At 71.4% G+C, this 22,760-nt stretch carries 20 protein-coding genes; 8 read left to right on the forward strand and 12 right to left on the reverse strand.

Annotated features, from left to right (window positions below):
- Positions 1 to 332: 332 nt before the first annotated feature.
- Entirely contained in the window at positions 333 to 1,628 is a 1,296-nt protein-coding gene (locus CRP55_RS14805) for a hemolysin family protein (RefSeq protein WP_097320472.1), read from the reverse strand.
- A 117-nt stretch (positions 1,629 to 1,745) separates the two neighbouring features.
- Here CRP55_RS14805 and CRP55_RS14810 point away from each other — a divergent pair, with 117 nt between their 5' ends.
- Complete coding sequence (locus tag CRP55_RS14810) at positions 1,746 to 2,009, forward strand: GlsB/YeaQ/YmgE family stress response membrane protein (RefSeq protein WP_097320473.1); 264 nt, start codon at positions 1,746 to 1,748, stop codon at positions 2,007 to 2,009.
- Here CRP55_RS14810 and CRP55_RS14815 read toward each other — a convergent pair.
- Positions 1,975 to 3,306, reverse strand: a complete 1,332-nt coding sequence (locus tag CRP55_RS14815) for a sensor histidine kinase (protein ID WP_097320474.1) — start codon at positions 3,304 to 3,306, stop codon at positions 1,975 to 1,977. The genes CRP55_RS14810 and CRP55_RS14815 overlap by 35 nt on opposite strands.
- Positions 3,303 to 3,965: a response regulator transcription factor gene (locus CRP55_RS14820; protein WP_097320475.1), complete on the reverse strand. Its 663-nt coding sequence runs from the start codon at positions 3,963 to 3,965 to the stop codon at positions 3,303 to 3,305. Before CRP55_RS14820 ends, CRP55_RS14815 begins: the two co-directional genes overlap by 4 nt.
- A 139-nt stretch (positions 3,966 to 4,104) precedes the next feature.
- On the opposite strand from CRP55_RS14820, the gene CRP55_RS14825 reads away from it, so the two are divergent.
- From CRP55_RS14825 to CRP55_RS14835, 3 genes are all read left to right on the forward strand, one after another.
- The gene (locus CRP55_RS14825; protein WP_097320476.1) at positions 4,105 to 5,442 is read left to right on the forward strand and encodes a TrkH family potassium uptake protein; all 1,338 of its coding nucleotides are present in this window, start codon (positions 4,105 to 4,107) and stop codon (positions 5,440 to 5,442) included.
- Positions 5,435 to 6,097: a potassium channel family protein gene (locus tag CRP55_RS14830; protein ID WP_097320477.1), complete on the forward strand. Its 663-nt coding sequence runs from the start codon at positions 5,435 to 5,437 to the stop codon at positions 6,095 to 6,097. Before CRP55_RS14825 ends, CRP55_RS14830 begins: the two co-directional genes overlap by 8 nt.
- Before the next feature lie 66 nt (positions 6,098 to 6,163).
- Entirely contained in the window at positions 6,164 to 6,880 is a 717-nt protein-coding gene (locus CRP55_RS14835) for a DUF4386 domain-containing protein (protein WP_097320478.1), read from the forward strand.
- Here CRP55_RS14835 and CRP55_RS14840 read toward each other — a convergent pair.
- Entirely contained in the window at positions 6,800 to 7,255 is a 456-nt protein-coding gene (locus tag CRP55_RS14840) for a VOC family protein (protein WP_097320479.1), read from the reverse strand. The genes CRP55_RS14835 and CRP55_RS14840 overlap by 81 nt on opposite strands.
- Before the next feature lie 62 nt (positions 7,256 to 7,317).
- Here CRP55_RS14840 and CRP55_RS14845 point away from each other — a divergent pair, with 62 nt between their 5' ends.
- Positions 7,318 to 8,316, forward strand: a complete 999-nt coding sequence (locus tag CRP55_RS14845; protein ID WP_097320480.1) for a helix-turn-helix transcriptional regulator — start codon at positions 7,318 to 7,320, stop codon at positions 8,314 to 8,316.
- 302 nt (positions 8,317 to 8,618) lie between these two features.
- On the opposite strand, the gene CRP55_RS14850 is transcribed toward CRP55_RS14845, so the two are convergent.
- The 8 genes from CRP55_RS14850 to CRP55_RS14885 all read right to left on the reverse strand — a co-directional run bounded on the left by CRP55_RS14850 (position 8,619) and on the right by CRP55_RS14885 (position 19,029).
- Positions 8,619 to 8,948 carry a hypothetical protein gene (locus CRP55_RS14850; protein WP_097320481.1) on the reverse strand — a complete coding sequence of 110 codons (330 nt, stop codon included), beginning with the start codon at positions 8,946 to 8,948 and terminating at the stop codon, positions 8,619 to 8,621.
- A gap of 15 nt (positions 8,949 to 8,963) precedes the next feature.
- Positions 8,964 to 10,298, reverse strand: a complete 1,335-nt coding sequence (locus CRP55_RS14855; RefSeq protein ID WP_179855171.1) for a BNR repeat-containing protein — start codon at positions 10,296 to 10,298, stop codon at positions 8,964 to 8,966.
- A gap of 59 nt (positions 10,299 to 10,357) precedes the next feature.
- Positions 10,358 to 11,464 (reverse strand): o-succinylbenzoate synthase, encoded by a 1,107-nt coding sequence (gene menC, locus CRP55_RS14860; protein WP_097320483.1) that lies wholly within the window; start codon positions 11,462 to 11,464, stop codon positions 10,358 to 10,360.
- Positions 11,461 to 12,318: a GNAT family N-acetyltransferase gene (locus CRP55_RS14865; RefSeq protein WP_097320732.1), complete on the reverse strand. Its 858-nt coding sequence runs from the start codon at positions 12,316 to 12,318 to the stop codon at positions 11,461 to 11,463. The genes menC and CRP55_RS14865 overlap by 4 nt, the downstream gene beginning before the upstream one ends.
- On the reverse strand, positions 12,315 to 13,430 hold the full coding sequence (locus CRP55_RS14870) for a M20 family metallopeptidase (protein ID WP_245922998.1): 1,116 nt from the start codon (positions 13,428 to 13,430) through the stop codon (positions 12,315 to 12,317). The genes CRP55_RS14865 and CRP55_RS14870 overlap by 4 nt, the downstream gene beginning before the upstream one ends.
- Complete coding sequence (locus CRP55_RS14875; RefSeq protein WP_097320484.1) at positions 13,430 to 16,672, reverse strand: serine hydrolase; 3,243 nt, start codon at positions 16,670 to 16,672, stop codon at positions 13,430 to 13,432. Before CRP55_RS14875 ends, CRP55_RS14870 begins: the two co-directional genes overlap by 1 nt.
- 1,350 nt (positions 16,673 to 18,022) lie before the next feature.
- Positions 18,023 to 18,733, reverse strand: a complete 711-nt coding sequence (locus tag CRP55_RS14880; protein ID WP_179855172.1) for an AfsR/SARP family transcriptional regulator — start codon at positions 18,731 to 18,733, stop codon at positions 18,023 to 18,025.
- An 80-nt stretch (positions 18,734 to 18,813) separates the two neighbouring features.
- The gene (locus tag CRP55_RS14885; RefSeq protein ID WP_097320485.1) at positions 18,814 to 19,029 is read right to left on the reverse strand and encodes a hypothetical protein; all 216 of its coding nucleotides are present in this window, start codon (positions 19,027 to 19,029) and stop codon (positions 18,814 to 18,816) included.
- 166 nt (positions 19,030 to 19,195) lie between these two features.
- On the opposite strand from CRP55_RS14885, the gene CRP55_RS14890 reads away from it, so the two are divergent.
- Genes CRP55_RS14890 through CRP55_RS14900 form a run of 3 tightly spaced genes read left to right on the forward strand, consistent with a single transcriptional unit; the run spans position 19,196 to position 22,755 of the window.
- Positions 19,196 to 19,774, forward strand: a complete 579-nt coding sequence (locus tag CRP55_RS14890) for a Pvc16 family protein (protein WP_097320486.1) — start codon at positions 19,196 to 19,198, stop codon at positions 19,772 to 19,774.
- Positions 19,771 to 20,490 (forward strand): hypothetical protein, encoded by a 720-nt coding sequence (locus CRP55_RS14895; RefSeq protein WP_097320487.1) that lies wholly within the window; start codon positions 19,771 to 19,773, stop codon positions 20,488 to 20,490. The genes CRP55_RS14890 and CRP55_RS14895 overlap by 4 nt, the downstream gene beginning before the upstream one ends.
- Before the next feature lie 18 nt (positions 20,491 to 20,508).
- Complete coding sequence (locus CRP55_RS14900; protein WP_097320488.1) at positions 20,509 to 22,755, forward strand: phage tail sheath C-terminal domain-containing protein; 2,247 nt, start codon at positions 20,509 to 20,511, stop codon at positions 22,753 to 22,755.
- Positions 22,756 to 22,760 lie beyond the last annotated feature (5 nt).

The raw sequence follows: 22,760 nt of genomic DNA on the forward strand, positions 1-22,760 counted from the left end.
GGACGAGACGAGCCCAGGCGGCGCGGGCCAGGACGAGACGGACCCATGCGACGCGGGCCGCAACGGGACAGGCCCGAGCGGCGCCGGCCACGGCGGGACGGGTCCAAGCGACGCGGGCGTGGACGAGACGGACGCAAGCGAGGCGGGCCGCGACGGGACAGGCCCAAGCGACGCGGGCCAGGACGGGACGAGCCAAGCGGCGCGGGCCGGGACGAGACGAGCCCAAGCGGCGCGCGCCGCGGCGGGACAGGCAAAGCGACGCGCGCCAGGACAAGACGAGCCCAAGCGGCGCGCGCCAGGACGAGGGCAAGCGGCGCGGGTTCGGGCGGAGCCTAAGGTGCCGGTGCGGGCTCCGGCTCGGGGTCGTGGACCGGGCGCAGGCGGATCTGGGTGATGGCGCGGCCGGCGACCTGGGTGACCTCGGCGGTGTGGCCGTCGACCTGGACGATCTCGCCGGGGGCGGTCGGGATGTGGCCGAGCTTCGACAGGACCAGGCCGGCCACCGTCGTGTAGTCGTTGTCGGCCAGGTGTTCGGTGTCGACGCCGATGTCGGGCAGGTCGTGGATCGGGAACGTGCCCGGCAGCAGCATCGCGCCGTCGGGCTCGCGCACCACCGACTGCACGTCGCGGTCGGCCTCGTCGTAGATCTCGCCGACGACCTCCTCGACCAGGTCCTCCATCGTGACGATGCCGTCGATGGCGCCGCGCTCGTCCACCACCAGGGCCAGCTGCTGCCGGCGGCCGCGCATCTGCATCATCGCGTCGGAGACCTTCAGGCTCTCGGGCAGGAACTGGGCGTCGAACATGTGGTCGCGCACCGGGCCGCTCGCGTCGATCAGGTCGCGCAGGTGCACCACGCCGAGCACGTCGTCGAGACCCATCGGACCGGTCACCGGCGCCCGCGAGTGCCCGCCCGCGGCCAGCCGGGCCAGGGCTTCGCGGGCCGGCAGGTCGGCCGGGACCACCAGCACGTCGCGGCGCGGCACCAGGATCTCGCGCAGCACCCGGTCGGCGATCTCGAAGGCCCCGCTGATGATGGTCCGCTGCTCCGGGGTGAACTCCTGCTGCTGGGTCACCAGGTCGCGGATCTCCTCGGTGGTGACCTCCTCGCGGGCGGCGTTCGGGTCGTTGCCGCTCGCCCGTACAAGAAGATCGGTTGACTTGCCCAGAAGCCACACCACGGGGCGGGACAGCGCCGAGAGCGCGTCGAGCGGGCGGGCCACCATCAGCGCCCAGCCCTCGGCCCGCTGCATGGCGATCCTTTTCGGGGCCAGCTCGCCCACCACGAGGGTGAAGAAGGTCAGCACGATGGTGACCAGCACGATCGACACCGGCTCGGCCGCGCCGCCGAGGAAGCTCAGCGGCCCGGTCAGCGGCTTGGCCAGTGACACCGCGGCCGACGCCGAGGCCAGGAAGCCGGCCAGGGTGATGCCGATCTGGATGGTGGCCAGGAACCGGTTGGGGTCGCGTGCCAGCTTGGCCAGTGTCGTGCCGGTGCGTGACTGCCGTTCGAGGCGCTGCAACTGGCTGTCGCGCAGCGAGATGAGGGCCATCTCGCTGCCCGAGAACGCCGCGTTCAGCAGAACCAGAATCACCACGAGGATGATTTGCCACCCGTAGCCGCCCATGCCGGGCTCACTCCTTCTCCATCATGTGAATCGAGGCTCCGACTGTAGCCGATGAATGTTTCACGAATGGCCGCCGATGGTAATTGCCGGGTCGACACCCCCGAGCAAGGAGCGATTGTGGAAATCTCCGGAATCATCACCGCCATCATCATCGGCCTGATCGTCGGCGCGCTGGGACGGCTGGTGGTGCCCGGCAAGCAGAACATTCCGATCTGGCTGACGATCGTGATCGGCATCGTCGCCGCCCTCATCGGCACCTTCATCGCCGCCGCGATCGGCGTGGACGACACCCGCGGCATCGACTGGATCGAGCTGATCATCCAGGTCGTGCTGGCCGCGGTCGGCGTCAGCCTGGTGGCCGGCCTGCGTGGACGGCGCTGAAAGTAACGACGGCATCGACACCCGTGGGGTTCGCGGCGTCCAGCCGGACGCTGCCGCCACCGGCCTCGGCCAGCTTCGCCACCAGCGCGAGGCCGAGGCCGGTGCCCCCGCGAGGCGCGCCCGGCGCGCGCCAGAACGGTTCCAGGGCCTTCTCCCGCTGGTCGGCCGGGAGGCCCGGGCCGGCGTCGATGACGTGCACCTCGACGGAGGATGCCGTCCTGGACGCGGTCAGCGTGATGACGCTGCCGTCCGGGGCGGCGTTCAGTGCGTTGGAGATCAGGTTGTCGAGGATCTGCTCGATCGCCCCGGGCATCGCCATCGCCCGCGACGGACCGCCGGCCCCGGCCCGCAGCGTGATTCCCCGCTCGGCCGCCAGGGGCTGCCAGATCTCCGCCCGCTCGGCCACTTCGGCGGCGACGTCGACGGCCTCGGGAGTCTCGTCCCGCCGCTCGATGAGGGTGAGGTCGAGCAGGGTGTTGACCAGCTTGTCCAGGCGTTCGGTCTCGCCGATCGCGGCGTCCAGGCTTTCCATGCCGTCCGGGCCGACGTCGGGTTCCAGGTTCTCCAGCCGCAGCCGCAGGGCGGCCAGCGGCCCCTTGAGCTGGTGTGAGGCGTGGTCGGCGAACGAGCCGCGGGCGGACAGGACGCCGTGCAGTCGCTCAGCGGTCCGGTTGAACGTCTCGGCGAGGCGCCGCAGCTCCGGCGGCCCCCCGCTGATCCGTACCGGCGAAGGCCCTTGATCCTCGGCCAGCTGATGCGTGGCCTCCTCCAGTGCCTTCACCGGCCGGACGATCCAGCGGGCCAGCGCCAGGGCGACCGCGGCGCCGACGGCCAGCACGAGCAGGCAGGCGCCCGCGAGCAGGGCCCAGACCCGGTGCACCTGGTCATCGACCGCAGCCGTCGGAACCGTCAGGCGCACTGAGGTCGAGGCGGGCAGAGACACCGAGACCGCCATCATCCGTACGCCGTCGACGTGCACGAAACCGTGGTGGATCCCGTCGGTCACGGGGCCGGTCTCGGGCACCGTGCTGTAGGTCAGCCGGTCGCCGGCGTCGAAGACGGCGATCCGCCCGTTCCAGCGGCGGGCCACGGCCGAGGCGATGTCCGCGACCTGGTCGCCGTCGTCCTCGCCGAGCTCGGCGTCGACGTAGGCGGCGACGATCTCGGCCTCGCGCTCCAGCTGCCGGAACGTCTGTTCCTGCTCGCTGCGCTGGTAAAGATAGCCCAAGGGCACGGCCAGACCGGTCAGAACGGCCAGGACGAGTGACAGGTACGTGATGACCAGGCGCCGGGTCACGGGATGACCAGCCGAAAACCGACGCCGCGGCGCGTCTCGATCCAGGACGGGTCGCCGAGCTTGCGGCGCAGGGCCGCGACGTGGAAGTCGAGGGTCTTGCTGCGCGCGTCGGCGGTCGCCCAGATGCCCTCCAGCAGCTTCTGCCGCAGGATCATGGTGCCGGGCCGGGCCGCCAGCATGTCCAGCAGGTCGAACTCCTTCGGCGCGAGCGCGACCGGCGCGCCGTCGAGGGTCACTTCCCTGGCCGTACGGTCGATGACCAGTGGCCCGACGACGCGCGTGTCGGGCTCCTGTGGCACCGCGCGAGTGGCCCGGGACCGCCGGTCGACGGCCCGGATGCGCGCCACCAGCTCGCGCAGGCTGAACGGCTTGGACAGGTAGTCGTCGGCGCCGCCCTCGAGGCCACGGACCAGGTCGGCCTCGGTGCGGCGCGAGGTCAGCATGATGATCGGGACGCCCTGTGACCGGCTCAGCGCCCAGCAGACGTCGACCCCGTCGATGTCGGGCAGGCCCAGGTCGAGCAGCACGAGATCGGCCGGCGGCGCCGCCAGGGCGGCCGAACCGGTGGCGACATGCTCGGCCTCGATGCCGAAACGGGCCAGACCCTGCACGAGAGGAATCGCGATCGAATCGTCGTCCTCGACCAGTAGCACCCGCATGCCCCATGATTATCACGCCGCGGTCCCTGGCGGAAAACTTTCTGTTTCCTGTCCGAGCCCTTCGACTATTCCGAGAACATTCTCAGAATTGCCGGCGGCTGATAACAAGCGGCGCCGGCCGGTGCGGTATAAATTTCTGATGCGCCCGGCCCGCCCGCACCCGGCGCGGACCGTGACGGTGGCGTTCCTGGCTGCTGTCGCGACCGGAGCCGCGCTTCTGATGTTGCCCGTCTCGCGGGCCGGTGACGGCTCGGCCCCGTTCACGACCGCGCTGTTCACCTCGACCTCGGCCATCACCACGTCGGGCATGACGACGGTCGACACCGCCACCTACTGGTCCGGCTTCGGCCACGTGCTGCTCGCCGTGCTGACCCAGGCCGGCGGCTTCGGCATCACCACGTTCGCGACCCTGCTCGGCCTGCTCGTCTCGCAGCGGCTCGGGCTGCGCGGCCGGATGATGGCCGGGGTCGAGACCAGCACCGGCCTGGCCCACGGCGACTTCCGCCGGGTGCTCATCCTGGCCGCGGCGGTGATGTTCGCCTGCGAGACCGTGATCACCGTCATCGTCACGGCCCGGCTCCATTTGACGTACGACGTCGCGTTCGGCCCGGCCCTGGCCGAGGGCGCCTTCAACGCCGTGCAGGCCTTCAACAACTGCGGCTTCTCGCTGCGCAGCGACGGGCTGACCGCCTTCGCCGGCGACTGGTGGATGTGCGTCCCGCTGACCCTCGGCGTCATCGCCGGCGGCATCGGCGTGCCCGTGCTCTACGAGATCGGCCGCCAGCGGCGCGGCCCCTCCGCGTGGTCCACACACACCCGGCTCACCGTGTGGGGCTCACTGGTGCTGCTGGCGGTGGGCTTCGCCGCGGTGCTGGCGCTCGAGTGGCGCAACCCGGGCACGCTCGGGCCGCTCGGGGTGCCGGGCAAGCTCCTGGCCTCGTTCGTGCAGGGCACGATCCCCCGCTCGGGCGGCTTCAACACGGTCGACTACGGCGCCATGAACGAGGACACCTCGGCCATCGTCGTCGGCCTGATGTTCATCGGCGGTGGCAGCGCGAGCACCGCCGGCGGCATCAAGGTGACCACGTTCTTCCTGCTGGCGTACGTCATCTGGACCGAGGTCCGCGGCGAGCGCGACGTGGTGATCGGCCGCCGCCGGATCGCCGAGTCGACCCAGCGCCAGGCCACCGCGGTCGCCCTGCTCGGCGTGGCCACCGTGGCCGGCGGCACCCTCACCCTGCTCGCCGTGACCGGCGGGGTGCCGTTCGACCGGGCGCTGTTCGAGGTCATGTCGGCGTTCAGCACGGCCGGGCTGACCAACGGGCTCACCGCCGAGCTGTCCGAGTCACGCCAGCTGATCCTCAGTGTGATGATGTTCATCGGCCGCGTCGGCACGGTCGCCGTCGCCTCGGCGCTGGCCCTCAACACCCGTCATCGGAAGTACCGCTATCCGGAGGAGCGTCCCATCGTTGGCTGACAACCAGGTGGAGAACGTCGTCGTGGTCGGCCTCGGCCGCTTCGGCGGCCAGGTGGCCGAGTCGCTGATCAAGCTCGGTCACGAGGTGCTCGGCGTCGACGAGGACGACGAGCTCGTGCAGCAGTGGTCGGACCGGCTCACCCACGTGGTGCAGGCCGACTCGACCGACGGCGAGGCCATGGAGCAGGTCGGCGTCAAGGAGTTCACGCGAGCCGTCGTCGGCATCGGCAGCGACATCGAGGCCAGCGTGCTGACCGTGCTGACGCTCAGCGAGCTGGGCCTGGGCGACATCTGGGCCAAGGCGGTCTCGGTGAAGCACGGCAAGATCCTGCGCTCGGTCGGCGCCCACCACGTCATCTATCCCGAGGCGACGATGGGCGACCGGGTGGCCCACCTGATCGCCGGCCGGATGCTCGACGTCATCGAGTTCGACGACGGTTTCGCGGTGGCCCGCACCCGGGCTCCGCGCGACGCCACCGGCCGCACCTTGGCCGATCTGGGCTTGCGCACGAAATACGGCGTCACGGTGATCGGTTTCAAGACCCACGGCGCCGATCTGCTGTACGCCGCGCCGGACACCGTGGTCCCCGACGGCGCCGAGCTGATCGTGGCCGGACCGCTCGACCAGGTCCAGCGCTTCACCGCCGCCACCTGAACCGGTCCGCCACCTGAGACCGATCGGCCGATGTAGGCGATCTTCCATGGGAGGAGCCTGGCCGGTGTGACCCCGCTGCGGAAGACCGCCCTGGCCGGCGGCGTGGCCTACCTGCTGACTTTCGTCTCGATACCGACCCTCGGCCTCTACGAGCCCGTGCGCGACGCCCAGTTCGTGCTCGGCGACGGCCCCGCCACAGGTGTCATCTGGGGCGGGGTCCTGGAGATGGTCGTCGCCCTGGCCTGCATCGCCACCGCCGTCATCCTCTACCCGGTGGTCAGGCGGCAGGATGAGGCGGCGGCTCTGGGCTTCGCCGGTGTACGGGTCCTGGAGGCGGCCACCATCGTCGCCGGCGTCGTGCTGGTGATGGCGCTGGTGACCCTCCGCCAGGAGGGAACGGACCCATTGGCCGCGGGCCAGACGCTGGTCGCGCTGCGGGAGTGGACGTTCCTGCTCGGGCAGGGCTTCCTGCCGGCCGTCAACGCGCTGCTGATCGGCTCCCTGCTCTACCGCTCCCGCCTGGTCCCCCGCGCCCTGCCCGTGATCGGTTTCATCAGGGCGCCGCTGCTGACCGTCTCGGCCGTGGCCACGTTGTTCGGCGCGTGGGACCAGGTGTCCACCACGTCGGGTCTGCTCTCGCTGCCGATCGCGGTGTGGGAGTTCTCCTTGGGCGTCTACCTGACCGTCAAAGGGTTCCGCCCGTCACCGGTCACGGCGGGCCTGGAGGATCCAGGTCACGCCGAAACGGTCGGTGAGCATGCCGAAGCCCGGGCTGAACGGTGACGGGCCGTACTTCTCGACGATCCCGGCTCCGTCGGCCAGCTTGTCCCACAGCGCGCCGACCTCCTCGGGGGTGTCGCCGGTGACGGCGACGAAGAAGCGCTCGCCGGTCAGCGTCACGCCGTTCTCACGGGTCGTGGCGCCCAGCGGGGCGGCCGGGGCGGCCTGGCTCGGCACGTCGTAGGCCATGACGCTGAAGCCGTTGTCCGCCGTGACCTGACCGAAGACGACCTTGTCGGCGTCGGGCAGCCCGTCCGGCATGCCGAAGTCGCGGTAGGCGACGACGGTGAGGTGGCCGCCGAAGACCGACTGGTAGAACTCCAGGGCCGCCCGGGCGTCGCCGCGGAAGTTCAGGTGTGTGGTGGTGGTGATTGCCATGCGCCAAGGCTGACAGCAGTAGGTGCCAGTTTGTGTCACCTACTTCCGGCAGAATCGGCGTCATGCCGACGACCTCCGCGCGACTGCTCGCCCTGCTGTCGCTGCTCCAGTCACGCCGGGACTGGCCGGGCACGCTGCTGGCCGACCGCCTCGACGTCAGCCTGCGAACAGTGCGCCGCGACGTCGACCGGCTCCGCGAGCTCGGCTACCCCATCGCCGCGATCAAGGGCCCCGACGGCGGCTACCGGCTCGGCGCGGGCACGCAGTTGCCACCGCTGCTGTTCGACGACGAGCAGGCGGTCGCGCTCACCATCGCTCTGCAGGTCGCCGCCACCAGGTCCGCCACTGCCGCCGCCTCCGCCAGCTTGGCCGAGCCCTCCACCGACAGCCTGGCCGAGGCGGCCGCCCGGGCGCTCACGACCATCCGGCAGGTCCTGCCCGCGCGGCTCCGTCACCGCGTCGACGCCCTGCGGGTCACCGCCGTCGAACGGCCCACCGCCCGGCCGGCGGCGCCGGTCGACCCCGGCCTGCTGCTGGCGATCAGCGCGGCCGTCCACGCGACCGAGGTGCTGCGCTTCGACTACGGCTCCGGGGTGCGCCGGGCCGAGCCCCATCACGTCGTCACCTGGGACGGCCGCTGGTATCTCATCGCCTGGGACCTCGACCGCCACGACTGGCGCACCTTCCGCGCCGACCGCATCACCCTGCGGACCCCCAACGGCCCCCGCTTCACCCCGCGCGAACTCCCCGGCGGCGATGTCGCGACGTACGTGACCGGCAAGTTCCGCGGCGGCACCTCCGGCAACTGGCCCTGCCAGGGCACGGTCATCCTCGACCTGCCCGCCGCCACCGTGGCCCTCTACACCCGCGACGGCCTCGTCGAGGAGGCCGGCCCCGACCGCTGCCGCCTCACCACCGGCTCCTGGTCGTGGCCCGCCCTGGCCGCCGCCATCGCCCGCTTCGACGCCGATGTCGAGGTCATCGGACCGCCCGAGCTGACCAGTGCCTTCACCCACCTCGCCGAACGCTTCGCGAGAATCACCGCCCGCTCGGCCGCCTGACGGCCTCCGAGCGCCGGATCAGCGGGGATCTCCGTAGGGCTCGTCGCCACACCGACTCCGGCCCGCCGCGCCACCCGCGCCATCGGCACCTCCGGCCCGGCCTCCGCGATCAGGACCCGGGCCGCCGCGATCATCCGAACCCGGTTCTCCTCGGCGTCGATCCGCATGACGGCCAGCTCCGCCCCGGCCAGACCGTCCTGATCCGGGGCGCGGCCGGCGGCTTCGGCACCACCGCGGTCCAGCTGGCCCACGCCATCGGCGCTCGGGTGACCGCCCTGGCCTCCGCCCGCCACCTGCCGGCCTTACGCGCCTTGGGCGCCGACGCCGCCCTGGACCGTGCCACCGTCGACCCGGCCGGCTTGGAGCATTTCGACGTCGTCCTGGACGCCGCCGGCACCGACTTGCCCGCCTACCGCCGCCGCGCCGGCCGCACCGTCACCATCGCCTGGGGTTCGATCCCCACCGTGCTCACGATCGCCACCTCGGCCGTGCACGGTCCCCGCCGGATCCGCTCGTTCAGCGCCGCCCCGGCCCACGCCGCCCTGGCCCAGCTCACCGAGCACGTCATCCGCGGCGACCTGCACCCGGTGATCGCCGGCCGCGTCCCACTGACCGAAGCCGGCGCTCGGCAAATGGCTGATCGTGCCTTAACCGGTGACCTGCCAGTCCTGGACGTCGATCTGGCTGCCGCCGTAGCGCGGGGTGAAGATGCTCATCACGCCCTGGGACTTCAGCCGCGGGTGGTCGATCAGCGGGTCCGAGTAGTAGACGGCGCCGGACGTGTAGCGGATCGTCCAGTCGGTCCAGCCGGAAGCCTTCGAGGCGGTCTCGATGTGGAGCTTCTTCGTGCTGGAGTCGCCGCTCGCCACGTACAGATTGTCCTTGGCGTCGACCGCTATGTCGCCTCGGGACGAGCGTTCCAGGAACGGGGTGTACGTCTGGTGCCAGGCCTTGCTGGCCTTGTCGCGCCAATAGTGGACGAGCACCGCGGCCTCGCGGGCGGCGGTGAAGTTGGTGTTGCTCGGGGCCGCGGCGGGCAGGTGGGAGGCCAGCACGTGCACGATGCCGGCGGCGTCGACCACCTGCGACTCCTGGTTGATCAGGCCGCGGTTCTGGGCGATGCTCCACACCTTGAGGCCGGCGGCGTTGGCGGCCAGCGGGGTGCTGCCGGTGGTGGCCACGACGGTGCCGGCGTTGTTGCGCCAGGTGCGGCCCTTGTCCTTGCTGTACGCGTAGTAGAGGTCATGGTTCGTGCTGGCGTCCGAGGTCTCCCGCACGGTCCAGGTGACATGGAGCAGAGGCACCGCCGGGTCGGTGTTGTCGTACTCGATGCCGAACAGGTAGGCGTTGTTGTTGTAGGTCGTGCCGTCGATGAACTCACCGAGGTAGGTCCACGCGCCCGCGCGGTATTCGTAGAGGACCTCGTCGCCGGTGCCGCTGACGCCGGTGCGGATGGCCATCTGGAGTGTGCCGTCGGGATGGGCGAAGAATTGGGGGTACGTCACGACGGCCATGCTGGTGCTGGTCAGGCTCGTCTGCACGGCGCCGAAGCTCGACGCCGCCCATGTGCCCGAGGTGGCCAGCCCGGCGATCGACTTGCGGTAGCGCAAGGCCGAGGAGTGGGTGTCGAAGGCCAGGTGGATCGTGCCGTCGGACGGGGCGATCCCGATGCTGATGACGTTGTGCGAGTCGGTGGAGGTGGTCTGGTAGTCGGTCAGCCGCAGGTTGGCCCAGGCGCCGGAGGGCAGCTGCCGCCGCGAGATGTTGACGTAGCCGCTCTGGTCCCAGAAGGCCGCGTACTGCCGTCCGCCGAAGGTGACGATCCCGTCTTGCTGGAACGATTCACCATTCATATATCCGGTGTACGTCAAGGCCGTGCGCCCATTCGTCGTCAGCACCGTCGTCCCCACCGGCGTCACCGTCGGTGCGGCGGCGAGCGCGGGAACACCCGTCGCCGCGACCATCAGCAACGCCGTCGCCATCGCACCCATGAAACGTTTCACAATCCAACCTCCATCCATTGACGTACGTGGATGGCACTCTACAGGGGCAACCACTCCGAGGCCGTGGTGATCTCGGCGAGGATCTCCGGAATCGGCTCGACACCGAGGCCGGGCCCGGCCGGCACGGGCAGGTGGCCGTCCTCCAGGACGAAGGGTGCCGTCACGTCCGTACGGAAATAGCGGTCCGAAGCCGAAGTGTCCCCCGGCAAGGTGAAGCCGGGCAGTGCGGCCAGCGCGACGTTGGCGGCGCGGCCCAGGCCCGTCTCGAGCATGCCGCCGCACCACACCGGAATCCCGTTGGCCGCGCACACGTCGTGGATGCGGCGGGCCTCCAGGTAGCCGCCGACGCGGCCCGGCTTGACGTTGATGATGCTGCACGCGCCCAGCCGGATGGCATCCGCCGCGGCCCGGGCCGAGACGATCGACTCGTCCAGGCAGATGGGTGTGCGCACCCGCCGGGACAGCTCCACGTGCCCGAGCACGTCCTCCTCGTCGAGCGGCTGCTCGATCAGCAGCAGCCCGAACGGGTCCAGCGCCGCCAGCAGCGGCGCGTCCCCCACGGTGTACGCCGTGTTGGCGTCCACCTGGAGCAGCACCTCGTCGCCGAAACGCTCGCGGACCGCCCGTACCGGCGCCACGTCCCAGCCCGGCTCGATCTTCAGCTTGATCCGGACATAGCCCTGCGCGAGGTAGCCGCCGACCGCGTCCAGCAGCGCCGGGACCGAGTCCATGATGCCCACCGACACCCCGCACGGCACCCGCTCGCGGGTCGCGCCCAGCTCCCGGGCGAAGCTGCGGCCCGAGCCCCGCAGCTCGGCGTCGAGCACGGCCGTCTCCAGCGCCGCCTTGGCCATCCGATGCCCCTTGAACCTCTGCAGGGCCGGCGCCACAGCGGTGGCCGCGGCCGGCGGCCGGGCCGCGAGCGCCGGCACCAGGTAGCGGCGCAGCACGTCGGCCGCCGCCTCCACGTATTCGCTGGAGTAGAGCGGATCGCTCATGGCGACGCACTCCCCCCAGCCCTCGGCCTCGTCGGTGACCGCCCGCAGCAGCAGGACGTCGCGCTCGGTCTCGGTGCCGAACGAGGTGCGGAACGGCGCCACCAGCGGCATCCGGATCCGGCGCATCTCGATCCCGGTGAGTTTCATCGGCTCTCCCTGTCCAGCACGTACCAGCCCGCCCGGTTGAATCCCCGCACGCGAGCCCCGTCGTCGATGAGCGGCGCCAGCACTTCACGCACCGCCACCCGCCAGCGCCGCGCACACGCCGGATCGGTCTTGCGCAGCGCCTCGATGTCATCGGGAACGGCGATCAGCACCGTGCGGCCCTGCGCGCTCCCCGGAATCGGTTCGTTTCCCGGGGTGCGGCCGAGCGCCGTGACCGCGCCCGACGCACGCAGCGCGCGCACGTCGCAGCCGGGGCGCCGCTCGCCGCGGGCGGCCCGGTCGACGTACGGCGCGGTCAGGTCCCAGTGCAGCAGCAGCCGGTCGGTGTCGTCGTCGCCGTTGATGGCGTCGCCCATCGGGCCGTAGAAGTCCGGCAGGTACTGCGCGGGGTCGGCGCCCAGCTTCATCACGTTGAAGTACGCGTTGCGGCCGACCAGCGGGTCGAACGTCCAGCTGATCCGGGTGACGCCGTGACCCAGCGCCCAGGCCCGCTGGTGCAGCTTCAGAGCCCTGCCCACGTCGCGGCCGCGAGCCGACGGCACCACCCCGGCGACGTGGCTGTGCACCTCATGGCGTTCCGGCGCGGCGAAGAAGCCCACGCAGGCCCCGACCATGCCGGTGCCGTCGTAGGCGCCGGCCACATAATTGCCGGCCTTGCTCATCGCGCGCAGCATCTCCCGGCTGACCGGCGCGTGGGCCGTCCCGGAATGCCAGATGCTCTCGAAGAGCCGGTACACGTCGTCCAGATCGGCCAGCTCGGTGAGCAGCCGGATCCGCACACCGGCCGCCCCGGCCGCCAGATCCGCCGCCGACGCGGGCGTGAGCAGGTCACTCATCGCAGCCGAGCCGTCGCGCCGGCCGTCACCGAAGCGAGAACCGTCTCGCACAGGGCCGCGACCAGAGCGGCCCGCCGCGGCAACTCGGCGATGACGACGTGTTCGTCGGCCGCGTGGGCGCCGCCTCCGACCGCGCCCAGCCCGTCCAGCGTCGGTGTGCCCACTCCGGCGGTGAAGTTGCCGTCCGAGGCGCCTCCTACCGCCGCCCGCTCCAGCGCCGGCATTCCCAGTCGCCCGGCCACCGCCGACGCCCGTACGAAAAGCTCGTCCGAAGCCTCCAACGGCGGACGGTTGGGGCCGCCCTCGATCGTCAACGCAGCGCCCGGCAGCACCGGAGTGAGCGCACGCAGCGCGGCATCCACGCGCAACTGCTCGGCCGTGGTCCGGCAGCGGACGTCGACCGCGAACTCCCCCGACGCCGGCACCGTGTTGGTGGTCGTGCCCGCGGTCATCCGGGTCGGCACCACGGTCGTGCCGAGCTCCGCATCACCCAGGGCTTGAACCGCGAGCACCTGGTGCGCCAGCTCCACGGTGGAGTTCACGCCCGCCCAGGGAGCCAGGCCCGCGTGGGCGGCGCGGCCGGTTATCCGTACGCGATAGAGGGAAACGCCTTTGCGCTCCGTCTTGAGAGCACCCCCGTCGGCCGCCCCCTCCAGGACCAGGGCGGCCGCACATCCCCTCGCCTCCTGCTCGATGAGCTCGCGGGAGGACGGCGAACCCAGCTCCTCGTCGCCGGTGACGAGCAGCGTCACGCCCGACCGGCCGGGCAGCGCCGCTATCGCGTGCAGGGCCTGCACGACCCCCGCCTTCATGTCGAAACAGCCGGGGCCACGCAGGATCTCACCGCTTGTCTCGTACGGATGGTGGGCCAGCGTCCCGATCGGCCACACCGTGTCGTGGTGTCCCAGCACCAGCACCCGGCCCGGCCCGTCGCCGAAACGCCAGCGCAGGTGGGTGCGGCCGTCCAGGACGATCCGCTCGGGCGGCACGCCGAGCCGCCGCTCGCCGATGCCGGCGAGCACCTCGGCGCAGCGGGCGACGGCGGCCTTGTCGTCGGACGGCGACTCGCAGTTCACCAGTTCGGCGATGTCGGAAAGCATGTCGTCGAGCATCAGGCCACCTTCGGGGTGGCCCGCACACCCAGGTGCAGATAGCGCTCCCCGGTCGGCAGCCGGTAGAAGAAGGCCGGGATCCACGACACGCTCTCCGGCAGGCGCACCAGATAAAGGTCGTCGTTCACCGCCACCATCGGCAGCTCGTGCACCGGTTCCGGGCTGAGTTCGGCGATCGGCCCGGTCGTGGTCATCCGCAGCGTCTTCGTCGGGAGGACCTCGAGCCGGGCGCTGGCCCGCTCGTACGTGCCCACGTGCGGCGTGATGTCGGCCTCCACCGGCGGCTCGGGCGGGGTGAGCGGCTCCGGCATCGCCACGCCGGCCACCTCGGCCAGGATCTCGGAGAACAGGTCCTGGTAGAGGTCGCGGGCGCCCTCACCGTTGGTCAGCAGCGTGACCGCCAGTCCTTGTTCGGGGAGCAGCCGCAGGAACGCCGACTGGCCGATGGTGTTGCCGTCGTGCCCGATCAGCCGGTGCCCGTCCCACCCGAACCGGATCCAGCCCAGCCCCCACGAGTCGCCCAGCGTGTGCTTCTCGGGCAGCTCGACCTGCTCGGCCGCCATCGCCGCGGCGCCGGCCTCGCTGATCAGACGGGTGCCGTCCGGGGCGAGCCCGCCGGCCAGGTGCAGGCGGGCGAAGGCCAGCAGGTCGGCCGCGGTCGAGGTGATCAGGCCGGCCGGGCCGAGCGCGCGGGGCAGGGTCCACACCGGCGCGACCTTCGGGCCGGGCACGTGGCCGGCGGCGGCCCGGTGCAGCAGCGCCTCCTCGGGCAGGGTGCCGGTGCGGCGCAGGCCCAACGGCTTGATGATGCGCTCCTGGACGGCCTGGTCCCAGGTGCCGCCGGTGAGCTTCTCGACGACCCGGCCGGCCAGCGAGAAACCGGAGTTGCAGTACGACCAGGTGGCGCCGAGCGGGTGGTTCTGCGCCACGTCGCGCAGCCCGGTCACGTATTTCTCCAGGCAGTCGTCGCCGCGCCCGGTGTCGGTGAAGACGTCGCCGTCGATGCCGCTGGTGTGGGTGAGCAGGTGCCGCATGGTGAGTTTGGCCGTGACGCCGGGGTCGGCCAGGGCCAGCTCGGGCAGCACGTCGACGATCGGGGCGTCCAGTTCGAGCTTGCCCTCGTCGGCGAGCTGCTGGACCAGGGTGGCCGTCCACACCTTGCTGATCGACCCGATCTGGAAGACCGAGTCGGTGGTGGTCTCGACACCGGTGTCGGCGTTCACCACTCCGTACGCGACCTCGATCTGCTCCTCGCCCCGGGAAATGCCGAGGACAGCGCCCGGAAGGCCGTGGCGCGCGGCAAGCACGTTCAGGCGCCGCTGCCAGTGATCTTTCTTGAGGGACGGCTGGGAACGGCGTACCCAATCGGCGATCCGGGTGTTGAAGTCGATGCGCTGCGACGGCGGTCCCTCGACGATCAGCAGGTGCGAACCGCCCGGGTAGAGCACCAGCTCGGACGGGACGCCCCGCTCGCGCAGCGCGGTGTGCCACTGCTGGGCCTGCCCGACCGGGCAGCGCAGATCGGCGTCACCCTGGATGATCAGGGTCGGGGTGGTGACCTGGGCGACCCGGGTCAGCGGCGACATGGCCGCGTAGCGCTCCGGCTGCTCCCACGGCCGCCCGCCGAGCTCGACCGCGGCCAGCAGGTGCCCGTCGTCCGAGCTGCCGGCCATGCTGGTCAGGTCGCTGACGACGCCACCGGCGACCGCGCTCGCGAACCGCCCGTCGATCGCGGTGAGATAGCAGGTCATGTAGCCGCCGTAGCTGTATCCGGCCACGGCCAGCTGCCGCGGATCGGCCGTCCCGTCGGCGACGAGCTGGTCGAGCGGCTCGAGAAAGTCGCGGGCGTCGGCCTCACCCCACGCGCCGAGGGCGGCGGTGAAGAACCGCTCGCCGTAGCCGTCGCTGCCGCGCGGATTGAGCAGCAGCACGTTCCAGCCGTCGGCGACCAGTTCCTGGTGGTAGAGGTGGACGTCGTCGGCGGCGCCGTTCCAGGCGTTGTGCGGGCCACCGTGGATGTCGAGCAGCAGCGGCCGCGGCCCCTCCGCCCCGGGGTCGCGGATCAGCCAGCCGTGCACGACCGTGCCGTCGGAGATCCTGAACTCGCGCTCCACCCGCGGGAAGAGATCAACTTCTTTGCCATGCGTGGTGCGTACGGTCTCCGTGCCCGAGACCACGTCGACCGTGACGATTTCGCCGTACGACTCCGGGGTGGCCAGCACGATCGCGGCGGTGTCCCCCGCCGTCGACAACCCGGAGACGACCCGCCCGGCGCCGGCGACGATCGGCCTGGGCTCCCCGCCGTCGAGGGAGACGGCATAAAGATGGGAACACCCTTCGTCCCGTACGCAGAAAAGAACCGTCCGCCCGTCGGCCGTGAACCGTGGCACCGCGCCCGGATAGGCCGGCCCGCCCGGCATGACGTTCCGGTCGAGGCGGCCGGCGAGATCGCGCACCGGACCGCCGTCGAGCGGCACGTGGAGCAGCCGGGCATGCCCGATCGGCTCAGCCTCATAGCCGACGACCAGCAGCGCATCGCCCGCCGGAGTCCAGACGGCCGGCCCGGCGTGGCCCTCGGCCAGCCCGGCCACCCGCGGCCGCGCCTTGGGGTCGGTGACGTCCAGGACGTGCACCGGCGCCCGCAGCGTCAGGTCGGCGTCTTCGGCCGTGGCCGCGGGGAAGGCGAGCCGGGTCGAGTCCGGCGACCACTCGGGATCACCCGCGTGCCAGTCACCCTCGGTCACCTGCCGGCAGTCACGCGTGGCGACGTCGAGCACGAACAGATGCTTGCGCCGGTCACGCAGCAACCCGGCCCCGTCGGCCTGGTAGTCGAGACGCTGGGTGACGATCGGCGCGGTCTCGGCCGCATCGTCGATGGCGACCACCGCCGCAAAGGCGATCTTCGTGCCGTCCGGGCTCCACCGGGGCGCGCCCGCGCCGAGCGGCAGGCCGGTGAGCGGCTCGGCCTCGCCACCGTCGGCGGGCAGCAGCCACACCTGCGCGGCACCGTCACCCGAGCGCAGGAACGCCAGCCACCGCCCGTCGGGCGACCAGGCCGGCGCCGTGTCCCCCGGCCCGCGGGTGAACCGCCGGGTGCCCACCCAGATCTCGCGGGTGACCCGGTCACCGTCACGGTCGGCACCCCGCAGCACATAGGCGACACGGCGGCCGTCCGGGCTCAGCGCCGGCTGCTCCGGCACAGTCAGCGACAGCAGATCCTCGATCAGCGCACGACGCGTCACAGTCATCCCCTTCGGCTAGCGGCTCCCTGCGCGAAGCCTGCCCGCCGAACGACCCTGATGTCTTGGTGCGCGACGACGAGACAGGGCCCTCCAACTCGTCCGCTACACCGAGGCGCTCCCCGTTCTGCGCCGACGTCGTCAGATGTCCGCCCCGGCGATCCGGCCCAAGCCGGCGACTTCCGGGTGGATATGGTCATCCGCGGTCGCGGAATGACATTGGCGCCCCGCGACTCCTGCGCGGTCACGGTCTGCGGATGTGCAGCGGCCTTCGCCACCGGCGGTCGTGAAGCCAGAACCGCTGCCGGCGCCTGAAGCGCGGACGTCGTGATCGGCGACTGCGGGACGGGTGTCGTCACTTGCGGATCAAAAGCCTTCGCCGGTGGAGTCGGACTCGGCGCACGCAGATCCAAAGCCTTTGCCAGTGGATTCGGAGTCGGCGCACGCAGATCCAAAGCCTTTGCCAGTGGATTCGGAGTCGGCGCACGCAGATCCAACGCCTTTGCCAGTGGATTCGGAGTCGGCGCACGCAGATCCAACGCCGGCGCTTGCATATTTGAAGCCGGCGCTAGCGTATTTAGAGCTGGCGCTAGCGTATTTAGAGCTGGCGCTTGTGCATTTGGAGCTGGCGCTTGCCGATCCGAGGTTGTTGCTCGTCGATCCGGGGCTTGTGCTTGCGGATCCAGGGCCGGTGCAGGCGGCCGTGGTGGTGGTGCCGTGGCCTGCCGCCGCGTTTCAACCGCCTGCTGGGCCAGGCGGCGGCCCTCCTCCATGCGTAAACGGAAGAGCTTGAAGCCGTGGCGCTGCGCGAGACCCCATTTTCGGCGCCGATCGAGCTCACGCCGCTCCGCATCATTTCCGGGTGACCATTTGCGGGAAAGCGTGCGATCACTCATCGCGGACATCTGCTGGCGAGAGAAGAGGCCGATCTGCTGGTATCGCATGACCAATTATCCCGCAAGCAGCCAGGCAAGGCCATCCGTAATTCATTCTTGATCATGCCAATCTCAGCCCAGAATGTCGCCGCTATTACGTGAATCAAATCAAAGAAAAAGGCCAAGCAAGAAGCGTCAGAACGGGGGGGAATAAGAGTCAGAGCTGACAAAGCGCAGCCCGAACGGCGCACTCCGCACCGTGGGAGGCAGAGCGCAAGGCGCCCCCGAGGGTGAGGCGGGCTCCGAAGCGCGACGCCGCCCGCACCGTGGGAGGCAGAGCGCAAGGCGCCCCCGAGGGCGAGGCGGGCTCCGAAGCGCGACGCCACACCCCCGCACCGTGGGAAGCAGAAGCGCCAGGCACCACCCACGGTGAGGCGGACATCGAAGCGCGACCCCGCCCTTCGCGCCGGGGCACCGCTCAGGGCAGCAACTGCCGGAGTGACTCGGAGGGCTCCAGGCCCAGCTCGTCGAGCAGGACCCGGCGGCACTGCTCGTACTGGTGGGCCGCCGAGCCTCGGTTGCCGGCGGCCAGGTGGGCGTGGATGAGGACCCGGTAGGCGCTCTCGCGCAGCGGCTCGGCCCGCACCACGGCCAGGCCGGCGGTCACCGCCTCGCCGTGGCGGCCGGCCGCCGTGAGGCGCTCGACCATCGCCTCCAGCGCGTAGAGCCTCAGCTGGCGGTACTGCTCCTGCTCCATCAGCACCCACTCGTTGTCCGACCACTCGGGCAGCAGGTCGGCCGAGAGCTCGTCGCGCGTCTGGCGGGTCAGGATGTCGTCGCACCGGCACGCCCCGTCGAGCAGCTGGTAGGCGTGGTCGACGGCGTCGCGCAGGTCGACGTCGACGTTGCCGGCCAGCGCCATCTCCTGGCTGGAGGCGTCGATCACGCGATGGCCGGTGCGCAGGGCCCGCCACAGCGACGAGCGCAGGTTGGCGTTGGCCCGCTCGGCCGTCGTCTCCGGCCACAATGTACTCGCGACGTAGCTCCTGGTCCTCGGCTGCTCCTGGAGCGCCAGAAAGGCGACCAGGCGCTGCGCGCCCGACGACAGGGCGACCCGCTGCTCGCCCACGAGCAGCGCGAAGCCCTTCAGCAACTGCAATGTCACGGCTTCCGGTGTCTGAGTGCGCATCGTCTCCCCCGTACGGCTGCGCTGATTCGTCCGGCTGTGAAGCGCCGGAGACTACCGGAATTCTGGACGGATCGCCGTCACTACGGTGTCGTTGATTCGTCATTTGGGCTGTTTCGAAGCTCTTCCAGCCAGATTCGCACGGCTTCGTGGACCGCCTCGGGCGCGCTCACGGCCGTCGATGCCGTCAGGTCCGGGCCGATGGTGGCGAGGATCCGGACCCGGAGGTCGTCGGCCCGTCCGCCCTCCAGCCAGGCACGCAGGACCATGATGCCGGCGCGCTGCTCGGGTGGCTCCACGCACCGAACGATGCACCGGGCGGAGTCACCGGAGCGTCATCGGCGTGTGTGCCAGATCGTCAACGCACGCCGGCGGAACGTCGCCGTGACGCGGTGGTGACGGCGGGATCGCGAGCCCGACACGGGGCCTTTGCCATCCTGCCCGGTGTCTACGGGGAGGCATCACATGGGCGATTTCGGCGTCGTGGCCGACGTCTCGACGATCATCGAGGACCGGCTGACGACGGCGTTGAGCGGTCTGGGCGGCGACGAGCCGCCGATCGCCGAGCTCAACGACCTCTCCGACCCGGTGCAGACGCCACCGGCCAAGCTGACCGTGTTCCTGTACGAGGTCGCCGAGGACCCGACCTCACGCAACCGGCCGCCGGTCCGGTCCCTGCCACCGGACCCGCCGGCCAGCCGCAAACCGCCGATGGCTCTGCTGCTGCGCTATCTGATCACGCCGTGGGGCGGTGACCAGGAGACCCAGCACCGCATGATCGGCCGGGCGCTGCAGGTCTTCTACGACGACGCGATCTGGGCCGGCGAGGACCTGTCGGGCAGCCTGGCCGCGGGCACCGACGCCCTGCACTTCACGCTGACCCCGCTCACCCTCGATCAGAAGTCGTGGATCTGGTACGCGATCCAGAAGCCGTACCGGCTGTCGCTGAACTACGAGGTCCGGGTGGTCAACCTCGACTCGCTCGACGTCGTCGAGCAGCAGCTGGTGCGGAGCCGGAAGTTCGCCGGGGCGGCGCGGCCATGAGCCTCTTCCAGCCTGTGGAGACGTCGGTGCTGGTCAGCCCGGCCTGGTTCGTGCCGTTCGACGAGTTCGCCCGCCGGGTGCGATCGGCCGGGGTGACCACCGAGTTGTTCCGCTTCGACCCGGACGGCGGCGACTGGATCCGGCAGGACACGCCCGCGGTCCGTACGCCGAGCGCCGCCATCGCCTATCCGGAGCTGGGCCGCCGGCGGGGTGCCGGCGCCGGGCCGGAACGCTTCCGGGTGCTGTTCTCGGCGGCGGGCTACCAGCCGCTGTATCCGGCCGACGGCGAGCCGTTCGACGCGGCCGTGCGGGGCATCGAGTTCGAGGCGGTGCCGTACGACGACACCCACCCGCCGGCGGTGCTGAGCGAGCCGCGGCTCGTCCGCCTCCTGCCGGGCGTCGCCTTCCCGTACGGGCCGGGCGTGCGCACCGTATACGGCGCTGTCGTCGACGCCGGCACGCGGGAGCCGATCCCGAACGCGCTGGTCGAGGCCGAGGGCACCACGAGCAAGGACGGAGCGCCGTGGCAGGAGCGGACGCTCGCCGACGCGTACGGCCAATTCCGTCTTTCCCTGCGCTGGGAGGGTGAGCCGGACGGCCCGGCGCCGGGACAGCTCTTCCATCTGCACGCCACCGAGCGGCCGGGCCGCACCGGGTCGCTGGACGTCCGGCTGCCCGCCGAACGCGACCGCCGCCACCTCATCGCGATCTCCTAGGACCGAAGGAGCCGAGCCATGCCCGAATATCTGAGCCCAGGCGTCTACATCGAGGAGGTCGACGCCGGGCCACGGCCGATCGCGGGGGTGAGCACCAGCACCGCGGGCATGGTCGGCGTGACCCGCTCCGGGCCGGCCGGCGGCAAGCCGAAGCTGGTCACGAACTTCCTCGAATACCAGACCGTCTTCGGCGGTTTCGTGCCCGAGCCGGACCGGCCGACCCGGGACCGCTGGGCCGGCGATCCGGCCGAGGGCGGCCGCTGGTGGCTGTTCCCGCTGGCCGTCAAGGGCTTCTTCGACAACGGCGGCCAGCGCCTCTACGTCAAGCGGGTGGTCAGCGGCGACGCGCTGCCCGCGTCGGGCCGCCTCGGGCAGGGGCTGGTGAGCCCGGTCGCGCGGGACGCGGCGGCCGGGGCGACGGTGCTGGAGCTGGGTCACCTGGTGGGCTTCACCGGCACCGACCGGATCCGGATCTTCCGGGGCGGCGACGACGTGGAGATCGGCGCGGCCGCGATCACCGCCTACACCGCCGCCACCCGGCGGATCGTGCTCGACACCCCGCTCGCCTCGGCGGTCAAGGCCGGCCGCGGCGACTACGTCCAGGTCGGCGACCGGTCGGACGCGGCCAGCCTGGAGTTCTTCGCGTCCAGCCCCGGCTCGTGGGGCCGGGCCGTGCAGGTGCGGATCCAGCCGTCGGTGAGCGCCGCGCTCCCGGTGCTGCCCGATCCGGCCGAGGGCGCGCTGTTCGTCACCGCCCTCGCCGAGGACGCGGCCGAGAACAGTCCCACGGTCGTGGTCAACGAGGTGACCGGCATGGACGGCCTGCCGGCCGACGTGTGGGTGCTGATCAACAACCGGCGGTTCAAGGTGACCGTCGGCGCGCCCGCCGACGGCCGGGTCGAGCTGACCCTGGCCGACCCGGTCCACGCGCCGTGGAAGGCCGGGCTCGGTGTGCGCCGGGTGCGGCGCGCCACCGCCGGCGCCGGATCGGAGCTGCGGATCGGCGGTGCGGGCCAGTTGTACCCGGGCGCGGTCACCCAGCTCGACACCGGTGACGCGTACACCACCCTGAACGTCGTCTCCGTCGCCGGCGACCTCGTCACCTTCGACGCCGACACCCCCGACCTGGTCTTCGAGACCGCGCGGCTCAACCTGGTCGAGGCCACCGTGGACACCCGGTTCACCGAGCCCGGCGGCAGCCCGGTCACCGAGACGTTCGGCGGCCTGCGGCTGGCCGGCACCGGCCCCGGCAGCGTGGCGGCCACCCTGGCCGCCCGCTCGAAACTGGTCGGCGCCACGCCGCTGGCCGACCTGTCGGCCGATCCCGCGGCGTTCCCGGTCCCGGCCACCGGCTCCTGGATGACGCTGACCGAGGACGGCACCGACGGCTACGACACGCTGTCCACCGACGACTTCGTCGGCGCCGACGGTGGCAGCGGCAAGCGCACCGGGATCGTCGCCCTGGAGGACATCGACGAGATCGCCGTGTGCGCCGTGCCGGGCGTGTGGGCCGGCACCGTCGAGTCGGCCCTGATCACCCACTGCGAACAGCTGAAGGACCGCTTCGCGATCCTCGACCCGCAGGACGGGCTCGACATCGAGGGTATTCAGGGCTTCCGGGCCGCCTTCGACACGCGCTACGCCGCCCTCTACTACCCGTGGCTGGTCGTCAGAGACCCGTCCACCGGCCAGTTCGTCGAGGCGCCGCCGTCCGGGCACCTGGCCGGCGTCTACGCCCGCGTCGACACCGAGCGGGGCGTGCACAAGGCACCGGCCAACGTCGTCATCCGCGGCATCCGGGCCACCGACGGCCTCGCCCAGGACGTCACCAAGCGGCACCAGGACCTGCTCAACCCCAAGGGCATCAACGCGTTGCGGTTCTTCCCCGGGCTCGGCCAGCGGGTCTGGGGCGCCCGCACCCTGTCCTCGGACAGCCAGTGGAAGTACGTCAACGTCCGGCGGCTCTTCCTGTTCATCGAGGAGTCCATCGACGAGGGAACCCAGTGGGTGGTGTTCGAGCCGAACGACGAGTCGCTGTGGGCGCTCGTGCGGCAGACGGTGTCGAACTTCCTCACCACCGTCTGGCGCGGTGGCGCGCTCGCCGGCACGACCGCCGACGAGGCGTTCTTCGTGACCTGCGACCGGACCACGATGACCGACGACGACATCGCCAACGGCCGGCTCATCTGCGTGATCGGCGTCGCGCCGGTCTTCCCGGCCGAGTTCGTGATCTTCCGGATCCAGCAGAAGACCCGGCCGGTATAGAGAGG

The organism is Paractinoplanes atraurantiacus (assembly GCF_900215205.1).
In the GTDB taxonomy this organism is placed as follows: domain Bacteria; phylum Actinomycetota; class Actinomycetes; order Mycobacteriales; family Micromonosporaceae; genus Actinoplanes; species Actinoplanes atraurantiacus.